Below are 18412 nucleotides of genomic sequence, written 5' to 3' on the forward strand. Positions count from 1 at the left end.
GCCTCCTTTCATGATGCCGTTACCATAAGCTGGAGTTCCCCAGTTTTCTGGCGATCCAGTTCGCGATCACAAGCATACCGACACTGATCACGCCCTTGAACAAACCAGCTGCCGTCGCATATGAGAAACGATAGTTTTCGATCCCGACACGATAGACATACGTATCGATCGTTTCCGCCACCGGCCGGAGTACGACGTTCTGGCCCTGATTGGTAAGCAGCAATATTTCTTCAAAGCCCGCATTCAAGATTTGTCCAACCTGCAAAATGAGGAAAATGATGATCACAGGTGCTATTGACGGAATGGTAATGGATATCAACTTCCGCATCCGTCCAGCGCCATCAATCGAAGCCGCCTCATACATGTGGGGATCAACTCCCGTAATGGCCGCCAAATATACGATTGCACCAAAGCCAATTTCTTTCCAGATCCCTGATGAGATCAGAATCCCCCAGAAGTAATCGGGAATGGATAACCAATGAACAGGCTCATCGATGATGCCAAGCTTCTGCAGCAGGATGTTCACACTGCCACTATCTACTGACAACAAAGAGATGACGAATCCTGACACGATGACCCATGAAATGAAATGGGGCAAATAACTGACCGTCTGAACGAATCGCTTGAAGAACGCGTTTTTTACTTCATTCAGCATCAAGGCAAGAATGATTGGTGCAGGGAACGCGATGAACAGCTTCAGAAGGCTGATCACGATCGTATTCCGCATAATCTGCCAAAATTCCGGTGCGTTAAAAAACATCTTGAAGTGCTTGAAACCTACCCACCCGCTTCCGAAAAAACCTTTCGCCGGACTATAGTCCTGGAACGCTGTGAGAATCCCCCACATGGGGATATACGAAAATATGATGATCATAATGATCGCAGGGATAACCATAATCTGTAGATCCCACTGGCGAATAAATCGTTTGGCTAACCGGTTCCCCTCCTAGTTTCCTTCCTGATTGCTCTCTTAAAACGAAATTGCAGCCGTACACAAGGCTGAAAAATACGCATCCTATCAACGAAAAGCGGATTCTATCAATCAAGTTGATGATTACGATGTGATTGTCAACTTGTGGGTAGCAGATTTCAGCCCTCTTGCATGGCAAGTGACGTTCACTTTACCCGGTATCGGACGCGACTTTAGCAATACCGTCGCGATGCCCGCTTCCGCCTGAACCGGATTCTCACCCACGATGACAGCGGGACCTTCAACTTCAAAAGTCACTTCATGATTGGCTGAGACCACGACAGTGCCATTGACATCCTGTATTTCGGCGTAAGCGAAGACAAAATCCGATCCGTCTGCCACAAGTTCCCTGCCGCTTTTATCGATCCGAATAGAGAGCCTTTCAGGTTCAAGCGGGGTACGTACGTTGAACTCGGCCTTATCCACGCCTGCGATTCGTCCGATCGCTTTCAGTTCACCGGGCTCATACACAACTCCTTCGAAAGTAAACGGCGCCCTATCCAGATTACGACAATTCCCACCATCATACGTAGACACCATCAGGCTGCCGGCATCGGTTCTAGACTCCATGGTACCTTCTTTCCACTTATGCTGTTCCTCGTCGGTCAGCCAGTAATCGACTTCATAACCTGTGATGCGCTCACCATATTCCGTGTCGGGTCCTTGATCAGGCTTTTGTAAGCCTACCGATTTACCGTTCACAAACAATTCGACTTCATCACAGTTTGAATAAACGACTATCTTGGCCGGTGAGACTCGTTCCGTCCACTCATTCGCGATGAAGGCCATGGGTCCGCTATCGATTTGCTCGTGAATCACATCGGGCTTTCTCTGACTCTGAAAGAAGTAATATACGTATTTAGGTAAGCGGAAGGTATCCAAGGCTCCGCATTCCGCCACCCAGGGATAACATCCCCGATTATGATCAATACCGACCCACGAGGCGTCCCCTAGTGACCAGCGGTTGCTGCGGTTCCGATTCAACGACCATTGATAATTCCACGCTTGCAGCAGCAGCTTCTTCTCTCCAGCGCCTCGAGGTACGCGGCTAGTACTCTCATGACCGCCAAATTCATAATCCCCGTACTCCCTGTCAAATCCTGCCTTGTCTGGCAGAACATCCTCCAACGGGCGGGACATGGTGCTATCTTCCCAGATCGTATAAGGCACATCGAAATTGACGTAAGCGGGGTTTTCCCTTCCGATCGTATCTCCCGACGTGTTCATTTGGTCTCCCGGATATTCTTCATGGGCAATCAGATGGCATTCGTGGAAAAATTCATCTGTTGCGCCTCCACGTTTGTTGTACGTTTCATTCAAGCTGACCTCCCACATGATCATACACGGATGATTACGGTCGCGGCGGATCATATCCCGAATATTTTGCTTGGCGATCTCTTGAAATTCTCCCAATGCGCAATACTGCCAGCCAGGAACCGGCTCAACGGTCATCAGTCCGAGCTCATCACATGCGTCCAAGAAAGCCGGAGATTGTGGATAATGGCCGAGCCGTACGAAATTGAATCCGCCTTCTTTCAACTTTACCGCATCGCGGTATTGGGCATTGTTCGAAGCAGCATTTCCGATATAAGGATATTGCTGATGGCGATTCGTCCCGCGGATGACCAACCTTTCCCCATTGATCATAAAACCGTTCGCCTTGGTGAACGAAATCGTGCGGATTCCGATGCGGGTGCGAAGTTCATCAACTTTTCTGCATTCACCATCGATAATCTCCGTCAACAAGGTGTACAAATATGGATGATCCGGGTGCCAAAGGTGAGGATCTGTAAGCGTAATCATTTGTGTGAATGTGTAATCACGGCCAGCCTGAACGCTCTCGATCATACTTTCGGTCGTCCCCACGATTGTTCCTTGCTTGTTCAGGATCGTTGATACGACTTTGACATCCTTGACCTGATCGTGATCATTCAGCACATGAGTCTGAACTTCGAGCGTTGCAGATGCTTTCGAGACGTTGGAATATTTGACGAAGATTCCGCCTCCCGCCTGCTTGCCCGCATATACCGCATCCGTCACGTGAAGTTTCTCCATGATATGAAGCTTCACATTGCGATACAATCCGCCGAAATATGAAAAATCGAGGCTCTCCAGCGGCTTGCCAGGCGGTATGGAACCGTTGTTGCGATTATCGAGCCGAATAGCAATCACATTCTCCGCCCCGAACTCTATATCTTCGGAGATGTCGATCATAAACGGCAAATAACCACCTTTATGAACCAGCTTTGATTCCCCATTCATCCATACATGGGCTTCATGCATCGCTGCTTCGAATTCGATGAAAATCTTCTTTCCTTTCCACGTTTCATCCGCAAGGAAGCGCTTGCGATACCAGCAAAAACCTTGATAGTGCAGATCAATATGAAGGGGTTCTATTTGAGGCGTATGCGGCAAATAAACGCATTCCCATTCATCGTCGGGCGTGTGCCTCATTTCAGCCCCCATTGTATCCCCGAGAAGAAACTTCCAGTCTTTGTTAAAATTCAATGTACTTCTACTGAGATTCGAATATTGCATCATCATTAGCCCCCTTAATTAATCCATATTTTATCGTTTATCAACCTGCAAAAATACTTCATTTAGCAACGATTTCTGCACTCTATCAACGAACTCCACGACTAAGAAGCAAGCGGATTTAAATCGCTTAAAAATGCTGATTAGTAACATTCACAGCTATTTACTTGGCTGGTAATACGAAATGAAAGTTTTACATTATAAAAAGCACCTGAGTTTGAATTACAGTCAAGTGCTTGCATTCCTCATGCCAATTGCCGGGACACGGTGCCGTGCCACTCTTCGTTAACCTTTCCGGTAGCGATAAAATCTCTTTCATCCTCGGGGTGTTCTCGGCTGGTCCCTTCACCTTTTCAATATATATTTCGCTAAATACAATAATTATTTATTGATTTACGATAAATTCCGTGATAATCTGTTACCAACATTCAATTGTGAGGTGTTCTATGAAACAAGGCAAAACTACTTTCCTGAAGTTGGCTGTTGTGACTCTTGGCATTATTGCTCTTCTGTCCTGTATATTCTGGTTGCCGGAGTATTCCAGAAATTCAGTAGAGACGAATCCTGATTACACTTATTTGAGATATCCTTTGCTTATTTTCGTGTATATTACAGCGGTACCGTTTTATATGGCTTTATATCAGGCTTTAAAACTATTGCAATATATCGAAAGCAAAAATGCTTTCTCTGAATTGGCGGTAGAGTCTTTGAAACACATAAGATACTGTGCCATTGCGATCATCACGCTATATGTAATAGGTTTAATATTCCTGTGGTTCCTGAACGATTTGCATTCTTCAATCGCAATGATGGGAGCAGTCGTCATCTTCGCAACTTCGGCAGTCGCGGTTTTTGCAGCTGTTCTACAGGAATTATTAAAAAATGCACTTGAAATCAAATCAGAAAATGATTTGACGATCTGAGGTGCTTATATGGCGATCATAATCAATATCGATGTCATGTTGGCTAAAAGGAAAATGAGCGTTACGGAGCTTTCGGAGAAAGTGGGACTGACCATGGCGAATATCTCCATACTGAAAAACGGAAAAGCGAAGGCGATTCGCCTATCTACTTTGGATAAAATATGCGAAGTGCTGGATTGCCAACCCGGGGATATACTGGAGTATTCAAAAGATTCGACAACAAATGAATAACAAAGTAGAGCCAAAGAATTGAAGGTAAAGAAATATTTTCTAAACATTTATATGGAGGTTGTGATCAATATGAAATTAAAATATCTTCCAGCATTATTGTTATTTATTGTAGGAATAGGCTGTTTAATTGCCCATAGTATTATCGGTGCCAAAATCGGTTCAGACGGTATTCTTATCGAACCCTTTTTTCTTCTCCCGGTAGGATACTTACTTGCGGCTCTCGGTATAATAATCGGACTTACAGTCGGTATTGTGTCGTTTTCCCGTAAGACTAAAAAGTCTTTTAAATGATTATGGAATTTAGCTTGGGAGGCGCGAATGCAAATAGAACAACCAAAGAGGATTGGATCAAGCAAGCGGCGCCGAATTCTTTGTGGGGAAGCACTCATGCAATTACTTCATTTCGGGTACCAACAGGCGATGAGCTGCATATTCCCAGTGACGATATTCGGAACGTTGGCTATCTCTAAATGGCTTAACGTCCCGTTTATCTACAGGTACGATCTCATTTTGCTGGTGCTGATTGCCGTGCAGTACTTGATGTACCGCAGCGGATTGGAGACGCTTGACGAAATCAAGGTCATTTGCGTGTTTCATATCATCGGTCTGGCTCTGGAACTTTATAAAGTGCAAATGGGCTCTTGGTCATACCCTGAAGAGGGGTATAGCAAATTGTTCGGGGTTCCTTTATACAGCGGTTTTATGTACGCAAGTGTGGCGAGTTACATGTGCCAAGTGTGGAGGCGGCTCAAGATGGATATGACCGGCTGGCCGGGAATGGTCCCTGCCTCCGCGCTTGGAGCTGCGATATACTTAAACTTTTTCACTCACCACTTTATCCCTGATTTTCGCTGGTGGCTCATGACGCTCGTGGCTATTGTTTTTTGGAAAACTTGGATTCATTACACTGTTCGTACAAAGACTTACCGGATGCCGCTAACGATTGCCTTCTTGCTCGTTGGCTTTTTCATATGGTTGGCAGAAAACATCGCAACATTTTTCGGCGCCTGGAAATATCCCAACCAACAAGAAATATGGCAGCCCGTCGGCTTTGGCAAAATCAGCTCATGGTTCCTGCTCGTCATCATCAGCGTCATTATTGTGGCGCAATTGAAGTTCGTGAAAGCGGGTAAACACAAGACATAGGAATTCGGTTTATGGAACACGAAAACAGTCGTTACGCTTAAAAAACATATGTTACCGAAGCGTGCATGAGAGCAGTTATCTGCTACACGTACTGAGTTCGTATGCGCTGGAATGTTCGCTTCTTGTAACGATTATCATGTCAATCAAACAAAGTTCCTTAGAAGATTTGATGTATTGCGCTTTAAAACTTGGAACGCACTTAATAGCTTTCTTAGTGTTGGTGGCGGACACACATGATTTTGGAAATCTCCACGTGTATCCGCCACCTTTATTACGACAAATGATTCCAACTTGCCAAGAGAAAACATTTGTCGTTTGAACGATGTACGGGTAGCTCCGTGCGAAGGTTACCTGCAAAATTTATCTCTTAAAGCCAGCGTATATTTGACAGATTGCTCGACACCTTTTGCCTGATCTTCAATCATCTCCTCCAAAAGCTCCTGCGGCGGATCATAGTAATCAAGCGGCTTGATGACAGACAAGTCGTACGGAGGTGATTCGACTTTGAACGCACCTTCGCCAACAGCGAACACACCGCCTGTTCCCGGGTCCCTTTTGAAGGAAGTCGCATAAGGAAAGCACATTTCTACATTAATACGTGTCAACGTCGATTGCTCAACAAGAATTTGAAAGATCTTCTCCAAGTCGATGTTGCCAGTCCCTACAGGAACGCCGCATACCCGATAATCGTCCCCGTCATGAACGATAATATGGTCTTTGAAATGGGTTGTGAATGCATAAGGCGCCAATCTTTTGACAGCTTCAACCGGGTCTTCCCATGCCATCATGCTGTTTCCGATATCGCAATGCGCACGTACCCAAGGGCTATCGACTTCCTCAATGATACGAATGACCTCGCTCGTCAGCTCTTCCTCATGATTTTCTACAGCAAGTTTTATTCTGTATTTTTGCAGTAAAGGAATAATTCGCCGGATGTTATCGGGAGCTTGCTTCAGTCTTTCTGGATCATATGTGCCAAGGCAAGTATAGGTTCGGATAACATCGGCACCGATTTGGTGGGCGACCTCAATGACTTGCTTCAAATGCGCCGGATCCGTGCCATTCGTGTCAATTTCAGCGAAGAATCCGTATTTCTGAATTTCCGCCTTCACCTTTTCTAAATATTCTGGTTCAAACGATGCAAGCGTACCCCACCCGGGCAGATCCGGCCATTTCACGATATTGATCATGACTCCGTCCAAGCCCAGCTCTGCCGTTTTTTTGATAAATTGAAAAATATCCATTCTACCTGTCATAAACTGCAGATGATAGCTCTCAGTCTCCAAACCAATCTTCATGTTATTCTCTCCTTCAAGAATCCAATGACATATAGTCTGGCTGCCGTCTTAATAGCAAATTCCTGCTCGTACATACGTTCCAACTGTACTTCACTTTCCGCTAGTCATTTTGCCAGATGAATCGTCCGTCTGCCTGAACGATGTCGGCAACCGTGGGGATCACAAAATCGGCATCCTGCAATTCAGACATGCCGCTCGCGCCTGATAGCACGCCAATCGCAAGACCGGCTGCACTATTTCTGGCAAACCGGATATCCGTCACGGTATCGCCTGCAACCGCTACTTCTTCCGCACTCATACTGCCAACCTCGCAGAAAGCTTGAAGCATGCACGGACTTGGCTTCTTCTCGTAGCAATCCGATGTGCCAATAAAATCGAAATAATCAGCGATTCCCGCAAGTTCCAAGAAAAATTCCGTCGATTCGAGGTCATCCGCTGTTGCAATGCCGAGTTTCAACCCATGGCGGCGAAGCTGCCCTAGCAAAAAGTGCAAATCCGCTGTTGGCTTTAAATTATGCCGATTGGACAACGTCAATTGGTGAAGCTTCCTGGTCAGCCAGTCCTCAAGATGTTCCAGTTTCTCCGGATTCACCTGCTTATCCCGCAGTATGCGAACGAACGCTTCTGACATCTCCTGAGTCGTGCCCGCTGCAAGTATCCCTGCCGGATCGATATTATCTCCATGCAGACCAATGGCTTCAAGCAAACTTGCCTTGGTTGAAGGATCATCTTTTAAGCACACTTCCTCAACCAGTAGATCGGTAATTTGCGTCCCTACCGGGAACCAACCGGAATAGAAGTCCATTAATGTACCATCTTTGTCAAACAAAATGCCTTTGATTTGCTGCAACACTATTCACCCATTCTGTTGATTTCTGTTTGTTAATTATGTTCACTCTGCCGCTTTGTCGTCCGCGTTGATCCAATCGATATTTTCCAGATACGGCTTCCATGATGCCGGCTCCTCCTGATTGCACACAATCGCGTGAACCTGATCCAGCTGCGAAAATTTGCATAATGCTTCTAAGCCGATTTTGGAATGATCCACGAGAATGATGGCTTCTTTGGCGACCTGAATCATCTTCGATGAAATCGAGGACTCTTCCAAGGTATATTCCGTCACGCCGGCAAGCGAAATTCCGCCGGGAGAAATAAATGCTTTATTGACGCAGAACAAATCCAACATGTTCTCGCACGCGGTACCGCGAGACGAATATTGTTCCTCATTTAACTCCCCTCCCAGCAGTATCACTTTACCATGAAATAAACCTTGATTCATCGAATCCAATAATGCATTGGCCGTAGGCAATGAATTAGTCAGCATGGTTACTTTGTTGACGCCTCGAATACAATGAGCCATTTCCAGAATAGTCGTTCCACCACCCATCACAATCGTATCGCCGTCTTTGACCATTTGTGCAGCCCGTTGCGCCACTTCTTTCTTTTCCTTCTGACGAACTTGTCTACGCTGAACGAACGGCGGTTCGCCCAGTTGGAAATTGACTTTCACGGCACCGCCATGTACGCGCTTGAGATACCCTTCCCTTTCCAGGACATCGAGATCCCTCCGGATCGTTTCCATCGATACATCCAGGAGTCGGGCCAAGTCGGCCGCATTTACTTTTCCATTCGCATGCAGCCTATCAAGAATTGCGGTTTTTCTTTCTACGGACAAGAATGACATCAAGAGCCCTCCTCTACGCCAATAAAGTATATGCCTCGTCTGGAATTCGCACACGGATAAACAATCCCTCGTCGAGAACGACTTTATGCGGAACATTCAGCTCATCAATCGTCAAGATCACATCCTGTGTCCGTACCTGGTATCTGCGCACATTGCCGCGGACGGTTATGCTCGAAATAACCCCTTCCAACCATAGTCCTTGTCTTTGCGAAGAGGAATGCTCCTCGCCGTTCGGATACAGCTCCATGACCTCAGGACGGATCGCATACGTTCCTGGCCTAATCGAATGTCCCGTCAAGCGGATCAAATCTCTATCGGTCAAAACGTTATAGCTGCCGATAAAGCGGGCTACAAATTCATTTTTTGGAGAGGCGTAGATATGTTCCGGCTTACCTTGCTGAACAATGTTGCCGCCGTTCATAACCAAGATCCGATCCGAAATCGTCATGGCTTCTTCCTGATCATGCGTGACGAAAATCATCGTCATCTTCAAATCCCGCTGAATGCTGCGAAGATCGGTCTGCAAGCTTTTTCTGATTTTGGCATCCAGTGCGCTTAACGGTTCATCCAGAAGAAGAATATCCGGTTCCGTGACAAGCGCTCTGGCAAGAGCGACGCGCTGCTGCTGCCCCCCGGACAACTGATGCGGATAGGATAACTCTTTGCCGCACAGATGCACCAGTTCAATCGCTTGATTCACTTTTGCTGTGATTTGCTCGCGAGCCAGTTTTTTCATTTTCAAACCAAAAGCGATGTTGTCGAAGACAGTCATATTGGGAAACAAAGCATAGGATTGAAATACCATACCCACATTCCGGCGCTGCGGAGGAAGCTGAGATATATCCTTGCCGTTTACGCGAATCGTACCGCTGTCTATTGTTTCCAATCCAGCTATGCAGCGTAACAGTGTACTCTTGCCGCAGCCGCTGGGTCCAAGCAAGGTAACAAACTCCCCTTTTTCTACGCTGAGACACACCTGCTGCAAAACAACGGATTTCCCGAATTGTTTAAAGGCCTGATCAATTTGTACATAACTCATGCTGCATTCTCCTTGTTCACTTCTTTCTGATTGAAACGTGTGCCCAGCTTCAGCATCAGCCAGGAAATCATCAACACGATGACGAAATAGGCAATTACGATGGCACTCGATAAATGTCCGTTCTCATTCAAACGCCGCATCAAATACATTTGAATCGTTTCGTAACTGCCGCCGACGAGAAAATTGGCCATGACAAATTCTCCGATCAAGATCGAAAACGATAATAGGGCGGAAATGATAATTCCGTTCATGATGTTGGGCACGATAATTCGAGAAAATGCCTTCATCTTACTTGCCCCGAGTATTTCGGCGGCTTCCATCAGCCTTCTGGCATCAATCGTACGCAAGCTGTTGCGGATGCCTTGATACATATAAGGGATAATCAACACATAATAAGCGCCGACCAGGATCCAAATGGTCCCGGACAACACGATCGGACCGCTGGAGTATACTTTAATCAATCCTACGGCGGCAACCACGCCTGGAACGGCGAACGGGATCATCGTAATAGCTTGCAGATAACGCTCCAGTTTGGGTAGATACATATATACGACAAACACCGTCACCGACATTGTGACAACGCTAGCCACGAGTGCGATAACAGATACAGTTAGCGTTCTACCAACCGCCGATAAAAAGCGTAAATCAGTAAACAATTCCTTGTACCAGTCGAGCGTGTACGAAATCGGGAGCACCGTATGGCTCCATTCCTTGGCAATTGAATACATAAAGGTTGCTGCAAGAGGTAATACAAGATAAATCAATGTTGCGGAAACAATTAGTAAAGACAACCATTTTTTATTTTTCATCGCAAATCTCTCCTGAACCGCTGCATCAGGCGTTCATTGATCCACATCGCCGCAACCATCATCAGTCCCAAAATAACAGCAAGTGCACTTCCAAGCTGAGGCTGCGTGGCTACGTCCCCCGCAATCAGCGAACCGATACGTATCGTCAATAAATTATAGTTGCTTCCTACAAGGGCATAAGCTGTTGCATAGGCCCCCATCGCATTCGCGAATAGGATGCTGAAAGTTCCGACGATGCTTGGCAATAACACGGGAATGCCAATCCGCGTCCAAAATTGGAGATTCGACGCTCCGAGTAATGCGGCCGATTCGCGCCATTGCTTATGAATGCCTGAGTATGCCGGATAAAGCAGCAAAATGGCCAGCGGGACTTGAAAATATACGTAGACGAGGACCAGTCCGCTCCAACTGTAAAGACTGAACGCATCCGTCATACTCCATCCCCATTCTTTGAACAGGAGCGTGAAAAGTCCGCTGTTGCCTAGAAGAATAATGAATGCAAACGCCAGCGGTACGCCTGAGAAGTTAGACGTCAGATTGGAAAACGTAATCATAAAGTTCTGGATCTTTTTAGACATTCGCGTAATGGAATAGGAGACAACGAATGCGATCACCATGCCAATGAAGCTGGAATAAAGCGAAATCTTCAAGCTGTTGACGATGCCTTTGGAATAATAAGGGCTGGTCAAAGCGGCAATATACTGCTCGAGCGTGTATGTCCTGCCGTCGGCGGCGAGGAAGCTGTCATGGATCATGGCGAACAATGGCAGCATCAAGAACCCGACGACAAGCAGGGCAAACGGAAGCAGCGCAATGATAGCAAACAGCGTTACCTTACGATTCATTCGGATAACCCTCACCTGTCCTTCCGTCAAGCTATGAAAGTTTAGTTCATGTGAATTAAGACTTGATCCTGCCACATCATGGGCAATTGCTTGGATAATTCTTCCCACGCCTTGTAATCTTTGATCGGCTTCGCATTTTTGTATTGCTCGGCAGGAATCAGCTTCTTGACTACATCATCCGGCAGCTTCACGCTCTCGCGGATCGGACGGGCATAACCTTTCGCCAGGTTAATCTGTCCTTCGTCGCTCAGAATATATTCGCGCGTAAGTTTGGCCGCATTCGGGTGTGGCGCATACTTGTTGATGATTGTCGTATATCCGCTGACAACACTGCCTTCTTGAAGAATGCTCACTTCGAAACGGTTCGGATCGATTTGGTCGCGATAGCCCAAAGCATTAAAATCCCACAATAATGCAACGGACACTTCCCCTTTTTCCAAAACCCCCGTGTTGATTTCTAATGTCGTTAATCTATGCTGCTCAGCCAATTTTGCAAAAAAGTCCAAACCAGGCTGTATGTTGCTCTCGTCGCCACCATGCGCCATCGCTGCCGCCAATACGGCCATTTGTGCCTGCGTTCCTTTGGTGACGTCCGTAATCGAAACTTTGTAATCGCCTTTCAGCAGGTCGTCCCAGGTTTTCGGCGGATTCTTCACCTGATTTTTATCGGTGATTACCGCAATCGTTCCCTGATAACCAACCATCCAGTGTCCATCCTTGTCTTTCGCCCAGTCCGGGATTTCATCCCAGTGAGCAGGCTTGTACGGCAGCGTTACCCCTTTGTCCTTTGCGATCGGTCCGAATGAAATGCCCACATCGCCGATATCGGCCGTCGGGTTATTCTTTTCCGCTTCGAATTTGGCGATTTCCTCTGCACTGGACAAATCAGTATCCGAGTGGGTTAAACCATATTTGGCAGAAATGTCGCTCCAGGTTCCCTTCCAATTGGCCCAGTTGTCAGGCATTCCGACACTAACGATCTTTCCTTCTTGTTTTGCTTGTTTTTCTATCTCGTCTAACGTCATTTCTTTGGCAGGCGCGGCGTTGTCATTTGAAACAGGAGCCGCTTGCTGAGCGGAACCGCATGCCGAAATACCCAAAGCCATTACACTAATAACTAAGGCTGATTTCCATGAATGTTGTTTGTTCACGTTGTTCTCTCCTTCATGATTTTGGTAAAATGTTTGTTTATGTTGGTTTTAATGACACTTTAATTATGAATTCGCAACATTAACCACAAATCAACGGGCTGTAAAAGTTTTGTAAATTGGCTTCTTTCAGAAAAAAGAAAAAGACACTAACAAAACGTTAATGTCTTCTTCTGAATTATTATTTTATATACGCATTACTTACTAAAGCATCGGCAATCACATGGGTCGGTATGATAAACTCGACCACGCCCATGTACCCTGGAGCGACTTCGTATTTATCAAAGGAAATGACAAGTTTACCTTCATTGTTTATATAAAAGCTTTGATCTTTTTTGATAGGGTCAATGTCTAACTCACCCTTCCCATCTATATCTTTCGTCCAATATGTCTTGTCAGGGTCTGACTTCATCTGCTGTCTCATTTGTTCTTTAATATTTTCACTGATCAGTTTGATATAGCTGTCATCCTTAAATAAGCTTGGTAAGGTAATTAAAAGTTGATTTTTCTTGTCGATCGTGTCGTATTTAAATGTTGTCGACGATGAACCAACCGTATTGACGACATATCTGCCGATGGCCAGAATCTGATCATTGTCGGTTTTGACTTCATAGCCGCTCTCTACCCCTGTATGACCCCCGCCATTTTTCTTTAATTCCTCCATTTCAGCCGTGAAATCGCTGTACAGCTTTTTGCTTTCTTGCAGGTATTTGTTATTAAGAGAAGCTTCTAACGTCTTATTTTCCAAATTTGTAATGGCAGGTACTTTGATATCGGCATTCGCAGTTTCCTCATCTACTTTAAATTCCGTGAAAGTCAGCACCTTGACGAGTGAACCGACCAATGGCACATCTGATAAGGCTTTTGCGAAGGCCGGGCTGGCATTAATCCCTGTTACAAAAATAATCGCCACTGCCCCGACACCGACGAGACTCTTCATCCAACCACCATGTCTTTTTTTGCTTTGTTTAATGGCTTTCTTGACAACGAAGTCAAGTTCATCAGGGATAGGCGTACTTTTATATTTGTCTTTTAACTGTTCCAGTTGTTCGTTCATTCCTATTTTACCTCCTCTAAAATTTCATCGCTCATTTTGATTCGGAGTTTGCGGAGCCCTTGATACAATCGTGTTTTGACAGTATTGACGTTTTCATTCATGACTTCCGCAATTTCGTCGATTTTTAAATCTTCAAAATATCTAAGAACAATCACAGTACGAAACGCATGGGGCAATTCCTCCAAAGCTTTCTCCAGATCCATGTCAGGGTAGGCATCTTCACCTGTAGGGCTGTGCAATTCCAAGGTCTTGTCATCTACAAATTGAATCCGTTTATGCTTTCTTAGGAAATCGATCGATGTATTCACCAGTATCCTATATAACCAGCTTTTGATTGAACCATCGGATTTCAAGGTTTCTGATGATGTCAGGGCTTTATGGATCGTATCCTGAACAATATCCAGTGCATTTTCAGTATTTTTTACATAACTGAAGGCTAAGCGATACATATTTTCTTTATTTTCCGTGATAAAATGGATGAGTAACTTTTCAAACTTTTTATTCATTATAAAGACTCTCCCTTTGATATGCGCATATCATTTCCTTGCTATACAAATAAGACGTGGATGGTACCTAAAAAAGTTTGTTTTCGTCTAATGAGTATGAGATGTAAAAATTTCAAGTTCAATTTCAACTCGCAAAGTAAAATACATTCCCAAGTGTAAATAGAAACGGCTAAAAGTGCCGACGGAATAAAAAACTCGATGTTCCTTATCTTAAGGAAATCGAGTTTTTCATGCAATTCCAATTATCTCCATCTTATGTTTTATATCTGTATAGATCCTTTTTCATATCTTTTCTATGATAAGTATTGAATTATCGGGTTCTTGAATCTGCAAAAATCTATTTTAGCAATTTGAAAGAACTTTTAATATTCAAATCACGATAGAGTTGGTCAAACAGCTTGCCGTCTTTCGATTGTGGATCAAACGGATTGGACTGCGGAGTTGTATACACATACACCATTCCGTTGGCTTCCGTAATTACGCTGCCTACAGGCGGGCCTTGTTGTTCGCTGGAGAGGCGACTCCAATCATTTTTGGAAAATACGGAGATCATCAGCAACATCTCACTGTCTTTTCCATTTTTCCCCTTGTAATCGAACTGGACCACATGCTTAGCCGATGGCATGATTTTATTTGCGCTTGCTCCTGCATATTGGTTTGCCTTGTAATATCCCTTCCATGAAACGGGCAATTTCAAACTGAAGTTGGCCTGAGAATTCGCGTATAGTTCTTGGTTATCGGCCACAACGCCTTTTGCCAAAACATCTTTAAGTTTATTCCCCTCCCAGGTTAAGATCAGATGATCCACGTATCCGCCATTTCCTCCTTGAGGGGCAGTTACGATAATATCGTTCACTTTGTTACCTGTATAGTCACCAATAATCAAATTCGGTTCTCTTCCAAGCTCTCCGTACAATTTTCCGTCAGTTCCTTTGGACAACCAATCATATTTAACGTATTTTTTGGTTTTCCCATCTTGCACGATGACGGATAAATTACTCGCATAAGCATCTAGTTTTCCGTTAATCTTTTCTTTTGTACCGACCAATATCACTTGATCTTTAACGGAATCCCCGGTAACATCGGATATTTTGTAATCAAGTGCATACGTATTTTCCTTCAGTTTAAGTTCGGGCACTCTAATTTTTTGACCAATTTCTATTTTCTGCAGTGTTTTTTGAGACTGCTGATTCACCACTTTTGGAGCTGCGTTTCCCTGTTTTGCTAATGAAATTTGTGGCGACCCGATTCCAACCGCACAAATGAAACCCGCCAGGGCTAAATATGGAATTTTTTTTGCAATCTGCTTTTTCATCTTACAGACCTCCGTTTATTCTTGTTTGTCCCTTACATAAGTAAGACGAATGAGGTAACCTAAAAAGTTTGTTTCCGAGTTGGAGAAAAATTTATTTTTTTACAAGTTGATCTTAAAAGAGGAGATGAAGTGCCTGCCACGCTAACCCGATCCATTCCCCATTATTTTTGAAAATGGTATAGATTTGATTGTTCATCTTACTTGCTCTCCTTTAAGGATTGGACTTTCATCTTTATTCATAACATCTGACGTCCCCTGATTGAGTCTTATTAATCACCGAACATGTGTTTACAGGAGTAGCATGTTTAAATTAGAGGGAAAGTTGGTGTTATCAAAGTATCTTTTTTTATTATTCCTTCCCTCTGATGGCATTAACAAGAATCGTGGCGTAAAATTCCGCCCCCTCCCGTTTCAAATGTACTCCGTCGCGGTAGAAGTAGTCATCTTTTCCTTCACTAGCCGAATACCAATCTACTACCGTCGTATTGCTGAATTCCTTGGAAACTTTTTCAATCGCTGCATTAACGGTATCCTGCCAGTTTCTGGGGACACGGGAATTGACCAATATAATCTGTTTGGCACCGTCAAGGGATTGGAGCAATTCCCGTAATTGCTTGGTATTAAACGGTCCGTTGGTACCAAGCTCAATAATGACACGATCCCCCATCTTACCTCCGGCTTTCAATTGGTCAACGACATCCTTGGCCTGCCGCATTTGGCGACCGACTTTACCGTTCACGACGATACCCGGCAGCATTTTTTCCAAAAACGGCTTTGCGTCCAATATGACGGAATCTCCAATGGCTGTGATCCCCTCTCCGGATTGGATCCCTGCTGTGATGGACTTCTTGGTTTCAGACCGATGCGGGTTGTCTGATGCAGAAGATACGGACGTTTCCTCCGTCTTCTTGGTTTCGTTTATCTCTGTAGTGGATTTTGATGGATTGGAAGTTTCCCCTTTATTGGGACTTTCTATTTGTTGATGCATTGCGTTACTTTCATTTGACCCCAAACTCTGCTGTATTTCGCCAGCCTCTTCGTTTTCAACTGGTGCCTTGGAATTGGACAAATTCGCATTGCAAGCAAGCGGAATGAAAATAACCAGCAATATCGCCGCGAGAATAACCGGACGAAGTCGGCGACGGTGACGGCGACGGCGAACCGGGAACCCATGGGCCCGGGATTCTCTGAATCTCCCGCGTCTCAGCGGCTCTTCGATATATTTAAAGGATAAAGCCGAAAGGATCAGGCTGGCGGCGAGCTGCAATATGATTCGGCCCACGCTGATACCGTCCGTATTGACGGCAGGGCTCGTTAGAATAATAACGGGATAATGCCAGATATACAGGCTGTAAGATCGGATTCCGACCCAGCGCAGCGGCCTAAGGCCCATGATTCTGCCCACGAAGCTGGAAGGATGCGCAAGCACGGCAATGACCGCCGCAGTAATAAAGGAAACGAGCACAAACCCTCCGCGGTAAAGCGAGTCATCGTATTCATTAATGCGGTTCATCAGGACCAAAAGAACTGCAATCCCCAGCACCCCGGTGATATCAAGTACGCCGCGGGCTACGCCGGATACTTGCTCGCTGAGTTTTTGGCTCGGCCATACGATGGCCAGCGCTGCACCGATCAGAAGGGCGAAAGCGCGGGTGTCCGTTCCGTAATAAACTCTGCTTGGATCCGTACCGGGTACATAGGTGATAGCCATGGCCAAAGCGGATACAGCCGCCAAACCCAAAATCATTAGGACCAGTTTTCTCCGACGGCGTGTGAGCTTGAGTCCAAACACGAGCAGCAGCGGCCAAACCACATAAAATTGCTCTTCTATGGACAGCGACCAAAGATGGCCAATCGGCGAAGCCGGTCCAAAACTTTCAAAGTAAGATACTTCATGAAAAATGAGATACCAGTTGTTGAAGTAAAACAGGGATGACAGATAATCTCCTTTTAATGCTTCCAGGCGGGAAGCATCTATGCAGAGCAGCCATAATGCCACGAATAGCAGCATGGCAATCATCGCCGGCAGCAGTCTGCGGGCTCTACGGATCCAGAAATTCATCAGGTCGAGACTATCGTTCTTCTTCCATTCGTTTACGATTTGGTCTGTAATGAGATAACCTGAAATGACAAAAAAGATCCCAACGCCAAGAAGTCCTCCCTGCGCCCACTTCAAATTCAGGTGGTACGCTATGACGGCAAGCACGGACAAAGCTCTGAGGCCATCGATTCCCGGCATATAACGTTTACTATTTGTTCGCTGAAGAGATGACATTCTATGAAAGTTTTGCTGTCTGAACAGCCTCGTGTTGTCTATCATTCTAGTTCAGTCCTTACCCATGATTTCGTTGTATATAAGTAGGACGAAAGAGTGGATACAAAAAGTTTTTATTATTGTTAAAGTTGATTTTTCCATTTATTTCTATATAACTGTAAAGTTACATTCGGTTCCATATATAGTGGGAATATCAACATAAGTTCTATGTAGTAAAAAACTCGATATTCCTTAACTACAGGAAATCGAGTTTTTTATAACCGAAATACTCTTCTCTTATCGCGGTTCATTATAAAGTGACGCATGCTTTTGGGGCTGATGTTGCCTCTTTTGCAAATGAAACTTGAGGCGCACTCATGCTTACTGCACAAATGAAACTTGCCAGCGCTAAAAGAGGGATTTTCTTTGCATATTGATTTTTCATTTCCTAAACCTCCATTTCTGACTTGTCAGCTTGGAGCGCCTGAGTGCCGATCCGAATCGAGTCGTGATTTTTAAAGCCTTGAAGGTCGTGAAATTCGAGTGGTTACCGATTTGTTGCAAGTAACTGCCGAGCAAATTGCTCAAATATACAAGGCCCGCTGGCAGGCAGAGGTCTTCTTTCGTTGGATTAAACAACATGACATAAAAA

General features: G+C 45.0%; 18 protein-coding genes and 1 pseudogene. 5 read left to right on the forward strand and 14 right to left on the reverse strand.

The genetic code is table 11. From position 1 onward, the window contains the following. Nucleotides 1–19: 19 nt before the first annotated feature. Entirely contained in the window at nucleotides 20–895 is an 876-nt protein-coding gene (locus L6442_RS15455) for an ABC transporter permease (RefSeq protein ID WP_212977921.1), read from the reverse strand. A gap of 159 nt (nucleotides 896–1054) precedes the next feature. Then, nucleotides 1055–3514: a glycoside hydrolase family 2 protein gene (locus L6442_RS15460; protein WP_212977920.1), complete on the reverse strand. Its 2460-nt coding sequence runs from the start codon at nucleotides 3512–3514 to the stop codon at nucleotides 1055–1057. A gap of 437 nt (nucleotides 3515–3951) precedes the next feature. On the opposite strand from L6442_RS15460, the gene L6442_RS15465 reads away from it, so the two are divergent. From L6442_RS15465 to L6442_RS15480, 4 genes are all read left to right on the forward strand, one after another. After that, a complete protein-coding gene (locus L6442_RS15465) occupies nucleotides 3952–4428 on the forward strand; it encodes a DUF2975 domain-containing protein (RefSeq protein ID WP_212977919.1) in 477 nt (158 codons plus the stop codon). A 9-nt stretch (nucleotides 4429–4437) separates the two neighbouring features. Continuing rightward, nucleotides 4438–4659, forward strand: a complete 222-nt coding sequence (locus L6442_RS15470) for a helix-turn-helix domain-containing protein (RefSeq protein WP_212977918.1) — start codon at nucleotides 4438–4440, stop codon at nucleotides 4657–4659. A 69-nt stretch (nucleotides 4660–4728) separates the two neighbouring features. After that, nucleotides 4729–4950: a DUF3955 domain-containing protein gene (locus L6442_RS15475; protein WP_212977917.1), complete on the forward strand. Its 222-nt coding sequence runs from the start codon at nucleotides 4729–4731 to the stop codon at nucleotides 4948–4950. Nucleotides 4951–5046: 96 nt separating this feature from the next. Further along, entirely contained in the window at nucleotides 5047–5805 is a 759-nt protein-coding gene (locus tag L6442_RS15480) for a DUF817 domain-containing protein (protein ID WP_237100331.1), read from the forward strand. A 347-nt stretch (nucleotides 5806–6152) separates the two neighbouring features. Here L6442_RS15480 and L6442_RS15485 read toward each other — a convergent pair whose 3' ends face one another. The 12 genes from L6442_RS15485 to L6442_RS32850 all read right to left on the reverse strand — a co-directional run bounded on the left by L6442_RS15485 (nucleotide 6153) and on the right by L6442_RS32850 (nucleotide 18205). Next, nucleotides 6153–7103, reverse strand: a complete 951-nt coding sequence (locus L6442_RS15485; protein WP_212977915.1) for a sugar phosphate isomerase/epimerase family protein — start codon at nucleotides 7101–7103, stop codon at nucleotides 6153–6155. 100 nt (nucleotides 7104–7203) lie between these two features. Continuing rightward, nucleotides 7204–7953 carry an HAD family hydrolase gene (locus tag L6442_RS15490; protein ID WP_212977914.1) on the reverse strand — a complete coding sequence of 250 codons (750 nt, stop codon included), beginning with the start codon at nucleotides 7951–7953 and terminating at the stop codon, nucleotides 7204–7206. Between the two features lie 42 nt (nucleotides 7954–7995). Next, complete coding sequence (locus L6442_RS15495) at nucleotides 7996–8787, reverse strand: DeoR/GlpR family DNA-binding transcription regulator (protein WP_212977913.1); 792 nt, start codon at nucleotides 8785–8787, stop codon at nucleotides 7996–7998. Between the two features lie 13 nt (nucleotides 8788–8800). Further along, entirely contained in the window at nucleotides 8801–9826 is a 1026-nt protein-coding gene (locus tag L6442_RS15500; RefSeq protein ID WP_212977912.1) for an ABC transporter ATP-binding protein, read from the reverse strand. After that, nucleotides 9823–10635 (reverse strand): ABC transporter permease, encoded by an 813-nt coding sequence (locus tag L6442_RS15505; RefSeq protein ID WP_212977911.1) that lies wholly within the window; start codon nucleotides 10633–10635, stop codon nucleotides 9823–9825. The genes L6442_RS15500 and L6442_RS15505 overlap by 4 nt, the downstream gene beginning before the upstream one ends. Then, nucleotides 10632–11480 carry an ABC transporter permease gene (locus L6442_RS15510; RefSeq protein WP_212977910.1) on the reverse strand — a complete coding sequence of 283 codons (849 nt, stop codon included), beginning with the start codon at nucleotides 11478–11480 and terminating at the stop codon, nucleotides 10632–10634. Before L6442_RS15510 ends, L6442_RS15505 begins: the two co-directional genes overlap by 4 nt. Before the next feature lie 41 nt (nucleotides 11481–11521). Next, a complete protein-coding gene (locus L6442_RS15515; RefSeq protein WP_212978061.1) occupies nucleotides 11522–12586 on the reverse strand; it encodes an ABC transporter substrate-binding protein in 1065 nt (354 codons plus the stop codon). 223 nt (nucleotides 12587–12809) lie between these two features. After that, nucleotides 12810–13685: an anti-sigma-V factor RsiV gene (gene rsiV / locus L6442_RS15520; RefSeq protein WP_212977909.1), complete on the reverse strand. Its 876-nt coding sequence runs from the start codon at nucleotides 13683–13685 to the stop codon at nucleotides 12810–12812. Between the two features lie 2 nt (nucleotides 13686–13687). Next, nucleotides 13688–14191: an RNA polymerase sigma factor SigV gene (locus L6442_RS15525; RefSeq protein ID WP_212977908.1), complete on the reverse strand. Its 504-nt coding sequence runs from the start codon at nucleotides 14189–14191 to the stop codon at nucleotides 13688–13690. Nucleotides 14192–14528: 337 nt separating this feature from the next. Continuing rightward, nucleotides 14529–15506: a hypothetical protein gene (locus tag L6442_RS15530; protein ID WP_212977907.1), complete on the reverse strand. Its 978-nt coding sequence runs from the start codon at nucleotides 15504–15506 to the stop codon at nucleotides 14529–14531. Between the two features lie 349 nt (nucleotides 15507–15855). Next, a complete protein-coding gene (locus L6442_RS15535) occupies nucleotides 15856–17826 on the reverse strand; it encodes an acyltransferase family protein (protein ID WP_373871797.1) in 1971 nt (656 codons plus the stop codon). A 244-nt stretch (nucleotides 17827–18070) separates the two neighbouring features. Next, complete coding sequence (locus L6442_RS32850; protein WP_272880342.1) at nucleotides 18071–18205, reverse strand: hypothetical protein; 135 nt, start codon at nucleotides 18203–18205, stop codon at nucleotides 18071–18073. 20 nt (nucleotides 18206–18225) lie between these two features. On the opposite strand from L6442_RS32850, the pseudogene L6442_RS33105 reads away from it, so the two are divergent. Then, nucleotides 18226–18402, forward strand: a pseudogene (locus tag L6442_RS33105) (transposase); the annotation flags it as partial. Nucleotides 18403–18412 lie beyond the last annotated feature (10 nt).

The organism is Paenibacillus azoreducens (assembly GCF_021654775.1).
Taxonomy (GTDB): domain Bacteria; phylum Bacillota; class Bacilli; order Paenibacillales; family Paenibacillaceae; genus Paenibacillus_AQ; species Paenibacillus_AQ azoreducens.